Consider the following 9159-nt stretch of genomic DNA (forward strand, 5'->3'; position numbering starts at 1 on the left):
CACGGGAAGCCACCGACGTGACACGCCTGGGACGCTCGTTTCTGTTTCTGCAGGGGGTCTGCTCCCCCTTCTACCCGCGACTCGGCCAGCGCCTGGCGGCCGAGGGCCACCGGGTGGTCAAGGTGCAGTTCAACGGCGGCGACAGCCTCTACTGGCGGCGTGGCAGCGGCCCGGTTCACGCCTTCCGGGCGCCGCTCGGGGAGCTGTCCGCCTTTCTCGAGACGCTCTGGGAGCGCTACGGGATCACCGACCAGGTCGTCTTCGGCGATCGCCGCCCGGTACACCGCCGGGCCATCGAGGGGGGGCCTTCGCGCGGCATTCGCACCCATGTGTTCGAGGAAGGCTACTTTCGCCCCTTCTGGATCACCCTGGAGCGCGAAGGGGTCAACGGCCATTCCCTGCTGCCGCGGGAGCCCGACTGGTTTCTGGACACCGGCCGGCGCCTGCCCGAGCGGCCCGCCCCCCAGCGCTTCCGGTCGGCCTTTCGCGTCCGCGCGACCCACGATGTGCTCTATCACCTGGCGGGGCTCTGCAATCCGGTGGCCTTCCCGCACTACCGCAACCATGCGCCGATCACCGCCCCGGTGGAGTATGCCGGCTACCTCAAGCGCTTCACCCAGCTGCGCTTCTGGAAGCCCCGCGACGAGGCGCGCATCCGGGCCCTGGTCAGCGGCAAGCGGCCCTTCTACCTGCTGCCGCTGCAGCTCAACACGGACGCCCAGATTCGCGACCACTCCCCCTTCGCCAACATGCAGGAGGTGATAGACCGCGTCATGGGCTCCTTCGCCGAACACGCCCCGGCGGACGCCCTGCTGTGCATCAAGAACCACCCGCTGGACATGGGGCTGGTGAACTATGCCCGGATCATCCGCGACCTGGAGCGCTTCTACGGGCTGGAAGGGCGCACCCTCTACCTCGAATCTGGCAACCTCAACACCCTGCTCAAGCGCGCGGCCGGTACCGTCACCGTCAACAGCACCGTGGGGATCGTCTCGCTGGAGCACCGCTGTCCGACCCTGGCCCTCAGCGACCCGATCTACAACCTGACCGGCCTGACCTATCAGGAGAACCTGGACGAATTCTGGCAGAAGCCGCCGCCCCCGGATGACGACCTCTTCCGCTGCTTCCACCGCACCGTGATGCACGCCACCCAGCTCAACGGCGGTTTCTACTGCCGCCGCGGCATCGAGCTGGCGGTCGAGAATGCCGCCCGGGTCCTGACGGCCGGGCGCTCACCGCTGGAGGCCCTGCTGTGAGCACCCGTGAACGCACCGTCCTTATCACCGGCGCCAGCGGCGCCATCGGTGGCGCCCTGGCCAGGGCCTATGCCGCGCCGGGGACCCGGCTGCTGCTGCACGGGCGCCGCGTCGAGGCCCTGGAGGCCCTGGCCGAAGCGTGCCGCGCCCGGGGGGCCGAGGTCGAATCCCATGACGCCCCCCTGACCGACGATAGCGCCCTGCGGCGCTGGCTCGAAGAGCTGGCGGCCCGCTGCCTGCCGGATATCATCATCGCCAACGCCGGCCAGAACCACCACGTGGCCGGCCCCGGCGAGCTCGAGCCCTGGGAAGGGGTCAGCGACCTGCTGGCGATCAACCTGCGCGTGCCCATGGCCATGGCCAATATCCTGACGCCCCACCTGGTCAGGCGCGGGTCGGGCCAGCTGGTGCTGATCAGCTCCCTGGCGGCCTGGCATGGCCTGCCGGCCACGCCCGGCTACAGTGCCAGCAAGGCCGGCCTCAAGGCCTTCGGCGAGGGCCTGCGCGGCCACCTCGCCCCCCATGGCGTCGGCGTCACGGTGGTCATGCCGGGCTACGTCAGCTCGCCGATGTGCGAGGCCATGCCGGGCCCCAAGCCCTGGGAGTGGCCGCCTGACAAGGCGGCCCGGGTCATCCAGGCCGGCATCGCCCGCAACCGCCCGCGCATCAGCTTTCCCTTCCCGCTCAGCCTCGGCTGCTGGTGCCTGGCGGTCCTGCCGGCGGCGCTCTCCCAGCGCCTGCTGGGCCTGATGGGGTATGGAAGCCCACCATGACCATCACGATCCTGGCGCCGTTGCTGTGCGGACTGGTCCTCACCTTCGTCATCGAGGCGCTGCTGCGTCCGCCGGTCGCCCCCTTCTGGCGCCGTCCGCCCTCCACCCTGGCGGTCCACCTGGGGAGCGAGTGCCTGCTGTTTGCCCTCTTCCTGCTGCTGCTGCAGCGCCCCTGGTTCGCGGTGGCCTTCATCGCCTCGCTACAGCTGGTGGTGGTGCAGGCCAGCAACACCAAGTCGGCGACCCTCAAGGAGCCGTTCATCTGCCAGGACTTCGAGTACTTTCTCGATGCCGTCAAGCATCCCCGGCTCTACGTGCCCTTCTTCGGCATCGGGCTGGCGGTAGCCGCCAGCAGCGCCGGGGCCCTGGCCATCGCCGGCTTCCTGTGGCTCGAGCCCTCGCTGCTCAGCCGCCAGGGGCCGGCCGCCCTCCTCCCGCCGGCCGGCCTGCTGCTGATCGCCGCCGCCCTGCTGCTGCCCGGACTCAAGCACCTGCCGCCCTGTCGCCTGGCACCCCAGGCAGACCTGCATCGCCTCGGCCTGTTTGCCGCCCTGTGGGCCTACGGCCGCCTGGCGCTGCGTGCGCTGCCGGAGGCGTCGCGGGTCACTGCCTTCGCCACGCCGGCTACTCCGCCGCCGGCCCCCGAGCGCCTGCCCCACCTGGTGGTCGTCCAGAGCGAATCCTTCTTCGACCCCCGGGAGTGGCACGCGGGGCTCGCCGACGCCCCGATAGCCGGCGGCCTGCTGCCCCACTTCGACGCCCTGCGGCGGGACGCCCTCATGCAGGGCCCGCTGCAGGTGCCCGCCTGGGGGGCCAACACCGTGCGCACCGAGGCCGCGGTGCTCACCGGGCTCACTCCCGAGGCGCTGGGCATCCACCGCTTCACGCCCTACCGCCAGTTCACCCGGGGCCCGGTGGCGAGCCTGGCCAGCCGGCTGCGCGGGCTGGGCTACCGCACCGTCTGCCTCCACCCCTACCCGGCCAGCTTCTATCTGCGCCACCAGGTGATGCCGCAGCTGGGCTTCGACGACTTCCTCGACAGCCGCCACTTCCGGGACGCGGATCGCGACGGGCAGTACATCAGCGACGCTGCCGTGACCAAGAAGGTTGGAACCCTGCTGGATGACAGCGATAATAAGCCATTATTCGTATTCGCCATCACCATGGAGAATCATGGCCCGCTGCATCTGGAGCGGCCGGTGCCCGAGGATTCCCCGCGGCTGCCCGAGGCCACGGCCCGCCACCTCGAGGCGGCGGACCTCGCCGACCTGCGGGTCTACCTGCGCCATCTGCGCAACGCCGACGCCATGCTGGGCCGGCTAAGGGAGCGGCTGACGCCCAGCTCGCCCGAGGCAAGGCCCGGCATGCTGTGCTGGTACGGCGACCATGTGCCCATCCTGTCCGGGGTCTTTCGGCGATTGGGAGAGCCCAGCGGCGATACCTGCTACGCTCTCTGGTCCAGCCGGCCGGGTGTACCGGGCGCACCCGCCATGGCGAAGCCGCTCGCGGCCAGTGCGCTGGGCATGACGACCCTGGAGGCGCTGCTGAGGGAGGCCGGCCTCCCCCAGGCGGGCCAAGACGCCGCGATGGGTGACCACAACGATGCTGTAGGGCAGATCCAGAGCCATCAGGAGCAAGAATGAGTAATCGCGTTGCCATCATCGGCGCCGCCCATCGTTTCCCCGGTACAACACCTGAAACGTTCTGGCAGGACCTGCAGGCAGAGAAGGACCTGGTCACCCGGGTCGCCGAAGATCGCTGGAGCCACGAGGCCTTCCAGCACCCCGAGCGCCAGCACCCCGGCACCAGCGTGACCTTCGCGGCCGGCAGCCTGGGCGACATCAGCGGCTTCGACGCGGGCTTCTTCGGCATCTCGCCACGCGAGGCGAGCCACATGGACCCCCAGCAGCGGCTGCTGCTGGAGCTGGCCTGGGAGGCCATCGAGGATGCCGGCGTGGTGCCCGCCTCGCTGCGCGGCAGCCGCTGCGGCGTCTTCGTGGGCATCGCCAGCATCGACTACGCCTACCGCCTGGCCGATGACCTGGAGGCGATCGGCCCCTCGTCCGCCACCGGCAACACCTCGAGCATCGCCTCGAACCGGCTCTCCTACCTGTTCGATCTGCGCGGCCCCAGCATGTCGGTGGATACCGCCTGCTCCTCGTCGCTGGTGGCCTTCCACCAGGCCTGCCAGGCGATCCGCAGCGGCGAGACCGAGATGGCGCTGGCCGGCGGCATCAGCCTGCACCTGCACCCCTACGGCTTCATCATCTTCACCAAGGCCAGCATGCTCTCGGCCAACGGTCGCTGCCGCGTCTTCGACGAGGCGGGGGACGGCTACGTGCGCTCGGAGGGCGCCGGCCTCTTCCTGCTCAAGGACTACGACCGGGCCCTGGCCGACGGCGACCGCATCCTGGCCGTGGTGGCTGGCTCCGCGGTCAACACCGACGGCCACAAGTCCGGCCTCACCGTGCCCAACGCCAGCGCCCAGGTGACCCTGATGCGCGAGGCCTACGAGCGTGCCGGCATCTCACCGGACGAGATCGACTACCTCGAGGCCCACGGCACCGGCACCGCCGTGGGCGACCCCATCGAGACCCGCGCCATCGGCGAGGCGCTGGCCCGCCACCGCACCCGGCCGCTGCCCATCGGCTCGGTGAAGAGCAACGTCGGCCACCTGGAGACCGCCTCCGGCGTGGCCGGCCTGGCCAAGGCGCTCTACAGCCTGCGCCACCGCGAGGTGCCGGCCACCATCGGCATCCGCCGGCTCAACCCGCGCATCCAGTTCGATGAGTGGAACCTCAAGGTCGTCACCCGGGCCCAGCCGCTCAAGGCCGAGGGGCGCCTGGTCATCGGTGTGAACTCCTTCGGCTTCGGCGGCGCCAACGCCCACGTGATCCTGGAGAGCCCGCCCTCCGCCAGCGCAGCGCCGAACGACGCCAGCGCAGCGGACGGGCGGCACGTCGCCGGGCACTCCCCGGAGAGCCCCGGGCCGTTGCCCCTGCAGCTCAGCGCCCGCGGCGAACCGGCGCTGCGCGCCATGGCCGGCCGGCTGGCCGAATGGCTGAAGGAGCGCGACGACGCCCTCTACGATATCGCCTACAGCCTGCGCCACCATCGCGAGCACCACAGCGACGGCGCCCTGCTGATGGTCGAGGACCGGCAGGACGCCATCGCCCGGCTCGGCGCCCTGGCCGACCCCGAGGCCGCGCACGACCCGCGGATCGTGCGCGGTGAACACCTGCCCGGCGCCAGCGCACCGGCCTTTATCTATGCCGGCAACGGCTGCCAGTGGGAGACCATGGGCGCCGAGCTGCTGGCCCGCTCGCCGGTGTTCGCCGCCGCGGTGGAGGAGGTGGACGCCCTCTTCCAGCGGCACGGCGACTTCTCGCTGCGCGCCGAGCTGGAAGGCCGCAACGGCGTGCTGGACAACGGCGCCAGCCGCCTGACCCTGACCGAGGTCGCCCAGCCGGCGCTGTTCGCCGTCCAGGTCGGCCTCACCCGGCTGCTGCGCCATCACGGCATCGCCCCCGCCGCCGTGGCCGGGCACAGCGTCGGCGAGGTGGCCGCCGCCTGGGCCTGCGGCGCCCTGAGCCTGGCGGATGCCGTCAGGGTCATCCACTACCGCAGCCACTATCAGGGCAAGACCCGCGGCCAGGGCGAGATGACCGCCGTCGCCCTGGGCGAGGCAGACACCCGGGCGCTGCTCGATTCGGGGGACTACCCGGGTATCCACCTGGCCGGCATCAACAGCTCGAAGGGCGTCACCCTGGCCGGCGAGCCCGCGGCGCTGGAGCGCCTGGAGGCCACCCTGGCGCAACAGGGCACCTTCGCCAAGCGCCTGCCGCTGGACTACGCCTTCCACAGCCCGGCCATGGACCCCATCCAGGAGGGCGTCATCGAGGCCCTGGCCGGCCTCGTACCGCAGCCGGCGACGATCTCCTACGTCTCCACGGTGACCGGCGACGCGCTGGCCGCCGAGGCGCTCGACGCCGAGTACTGGTGGCACAACATTCGCCAGCCGGTGCGCTTCGATGCCGCCATCAAGGCGCTGATCGATGCCGGCAGCAACGTCTTCGTCGAGATCGGCGCCCATCCGATCCTGCGCCGCTACCTGGGCGACGCCCTGCGCGACCGCGAGCGCCCCGGCCGGGTGATCGGCACCCTCGAGCGTGAGCAACCCGCCGAGGCCTGCGTGCACCAGGCCATCGGCCAGGTTCTGCTCAGCGGTGCCCCCTGCGACCTGCGCCACTGGTTCCCGGTGTCGGGCCGCCGCGTCGAGCTGCCCCGCTACCCCTGGCAGCGCGAGCGCTTCTGGGTCAAGGGCACCGCCGGCGGCCAGGGGCTGCTGAACCGCTACTATGAACACCCGCTGCTCGGCTATCGCCTGGCCCAGCAGCCCGATACCTGGGAGAGCCAGCTCGACACCGGGCGCCTGCCCTGGCTCGCCGACCACGTGGTCGGCGAGGGCGCCGTCTTCCCCGGCGCCGGCTTCGTCGAACTGGCGCTGGCCGCCGGACGCCACGCCCGCGACACCCAGGTGATCGATGTCGAGGAGCTGGAGATCCGCGCCCCGCTGCTGCTGGACGCCCAGCACGGGCGGCGCATGCGCCTGCACCTGGCCCCCGCCGATGGCCGCATCGAGATCCGCTCCCGCGAACCCCTGGCCGAGGGCGAATGGCAGCTCAACGCGGTGGCCCGCGTGATGCAGCAGAGCCGCGGCTTCCTGCTGCGTCGCGAGGCCCCCGCCCTGCCGTCGCGCGCCCCGGACCTCGAGCTGGGCGAGCACCTGGCCCTGGCCGAGCGCCTCGGCCTGCGCTACGGGCCGGCCTTCCAGGCCATCGCCCGCACTTGGGTCGAGGCGGACAGCGTGATCGGCGAGATCGCCCCGACCGATGCCATCGTGCAGACCCGCGACACCCTGCACCTGCACCCCGGCATCCTCGACAGCGCCTTCCAGCTGTTCATTCCGCTGCTGGCCCGGGAGGCCGTCGCCAGCGGCCAGGAAGACGCCGGCCTGGCCTTCGTGCCGGTGCGCATCGGCCGCCTGCAGTTCCTCGCCGACGGGGGCCCCCCGACCCTGGCCCACGCCCGGATCCTCAAGCGCGCCCCGCACTCTTTCACCGCCGATTTCGAGCTGTTCGACGCCCAGGGGCGCGCGGTGGCGGTGCTCAGCGAGACCCGCTTCCGCGCCATCCGCCTCAAGCGACACCACCACCAGCGCTTCAGCTACCTGGACGTCCAGCTCACCCCGGCGCCGCGCCGCGGCGAGGGCCAGGGCCTGGACCTGACGCCCCTGCACGCCGCCGTGGCGCAGCTGGCCGACACCTACCGGCGCCACACCGGCGGGCGCCTTGCCGAGGAGGTCGACCCGCTGCTCGACAGCCTGGCCGACGCCTTCGCCGCCGAGCTGCTGCACAGCCTGGCCGGCGGCCAGCGGCTCAGTCAGGCCCGTTACCACGAGCTGACCCGCCGGCACCTCGACGCCCAGCGGCTGCTCGACCAGCTGCTGCACCAGCTCCAGGGCGCCGGCCGGCTCGAGCGGGACGACCAGGGCTGGCGGCTGGTCGCCGCGGACGACGACATTCCCGCCGCGACCATCTGGCAGCTGCTGGTGCGCGACTATCCCGACCACTTCGCCCCGGTGCAGCGCCTGGGCCGCTTCGGGCTGCACCTGCCCGCCCTGCTGGATGGTCGCGAGGACGCCGCTACCCTGGGCCTGGATGCCGACGCCCTGGCCGCCCTGTGTCGCCAGCTGCCGGGCGCGGCGGGCTGGCAGGCCATCGCCGAGGGGCTGCGCGAGGCCCTCCCGCGGGTCGTCGCGGCCCTGCCGTCCGGCCAGCGCCTGCGCCTGCTCGAGGCGGGCCCGGCCGCCCCGTCGCTCTCCGAGCGGCTCTGCGACCTGCTCGACGCCGACCGCTGCGACCTCGGCCTGCTGGCCGTGGGCGAGAGCGCCCGCCACCAGGCCGAACAGCTCCAGGAGCGCTTCCCGCTGATCGACCTCGAGACGCTGGAGGCCGGCGACCCGCCGCTGCCCCCCGCCCAGCTGGCGCTGGTCGGCATCGAGGTCGGCCACCGCGAGCGCACCCGCCGCCTGCTTCAGGCGCTGCCCGAGCGACTGGCGCCGAATGCCCAGCTGCTGCTGGTCGGCACCCACCCCAGCGGCTGGCTCGACAGCCTGCTGGCCACCCCGGGCCTCGCCGACGACGGCAACCACCTGCACGCCATCAGCGCCCAGGACGTGGCGCGCGAGCTCGAGGCCATCGGTGCCACCGATATCGGCCTGATCCCGCTGGAAGGCGACGACCGCGGCCTCTACCTGATGCACGCCACCTGGGAGCGTCAAAGCCAGACCAGCGCTTCATCGGCAGCGCTGGCCCCGGTCACCCTGCTGGCCGACAGCCACACCCAGGGGCTTGCAGAGCACCTGGCGGCGGCGCTCAGGGAGCGAGGCCGGCACGTTACGGTCGCACGCGGGCTCGAGGAACATGAGGGGTCGCCTGCGGCCGTGGTCGACCTGCGCCAGAACGAATCGCGGTGCAACGAGGCCATGACGCTGGCCCGCGCCCTGGAGCCCAGGGGTAGCGAGGCCAGCCTGTGGCTCATCACCCGCGGCGTCGCCAGCATGTGGTGTGACACCACCCCCAACGTAGGAGCCGGATTTATCCGGCGATGGGAGTCGGCGGGCGCCGCCGACATGCAGGCCGCCGAATCACGCGATGAATCGCGCTCCTACGATAATCTGGACGCCGCCCTGTGGGGCTTCGGCCGCTCGCTGGCCAACGAGTCCACCGGCTACCCGGTGCGCCTGCTCGACCTGCCCGAGGAGGAACCGGGCGAGGCGTTGATCGCCGCCCTGGCCGAGGAGCTGACCGCGCCGGACGCCGAGACCGAGATCGTGCTGGATGCCCAGGGCCAGCGCTTCGCCACCCGGCTGCGCACCCTGCCGGCCCCCAGCCCCGAAGCGCCCGCCGGCCAGGATGATCGCCAGGCCATGACGCTCGGCTTCGAGCTGCCCGGCCAGCTGCGCCACCTGAGCTGGACCCCCCGGCCGCTGCCCGCGCCGGGCCCCGGCGAAGTGGAAGTTCGCGTCAAGGCCACCGGCCTCAACTTCCGCGACGTCATGTACACCC

At 72.1% G+C, this 9159-nt stretch carries 4 protein-coding genes; all 4 read left to right on the forward strand.

Going from position 1 to position 9159, the window contains the following annotated elements; translation table 11 throughout:
* The first annotated feature begins 17 nt into the window (after positions 1-17).
* A complete protein-coding gene (locus J5F18_RS15935) occupies positions 18-1256 on the forward strand; it encodes a capsular biosynthesis protein (protein ID WP_346299535.1) in 1239 nt (412 codons plus the stop codon).
* On the forward strand, positions 1253-2029 hold the full coding sequence (locus J5F18_RS15940; RefSeq protein ID WP_346299536.1) for an SDR family NAD(P)-dependent oxidoreductase: 777 nt from the start codon (positions 1253-1255) through the stop codon (positions 2027-2029). Before J5F18_RS15935 ends, J5F18_RS15940 begins: the two co-directional genes overlap by 4 nt.
* On the forward strand, positions 2026-3672 hold the full coding sequence (locus tag J5F18_RS15945) for an LTA synthase family protein (RefSeq protein ID WP_346299537.1): 1647 nt from the start codon (positions 2026-2028) through the stop codon (positions 3670-3672). Before J5F18_RS15940 ends, J5F18_RS15945 begins: the two co-directional genes overlap by 4 nt.
* Positions 3669-9159 (forward strand): beta-ketoacyl synthase N-terminal-like domain-containing protein (locus tag J5F18_RS15950; RefSeq protein WP_346299538.1); only part of this gene is annotated, 5491 nt, incomplete at its 3' end. The genes J5F18_RS15945 and J5F18_RS15950, both read left to right, overlap by 4 nt.

It is taken from the genome of Halomonas sp. BM-2019, from assembly GCF_017584085.1.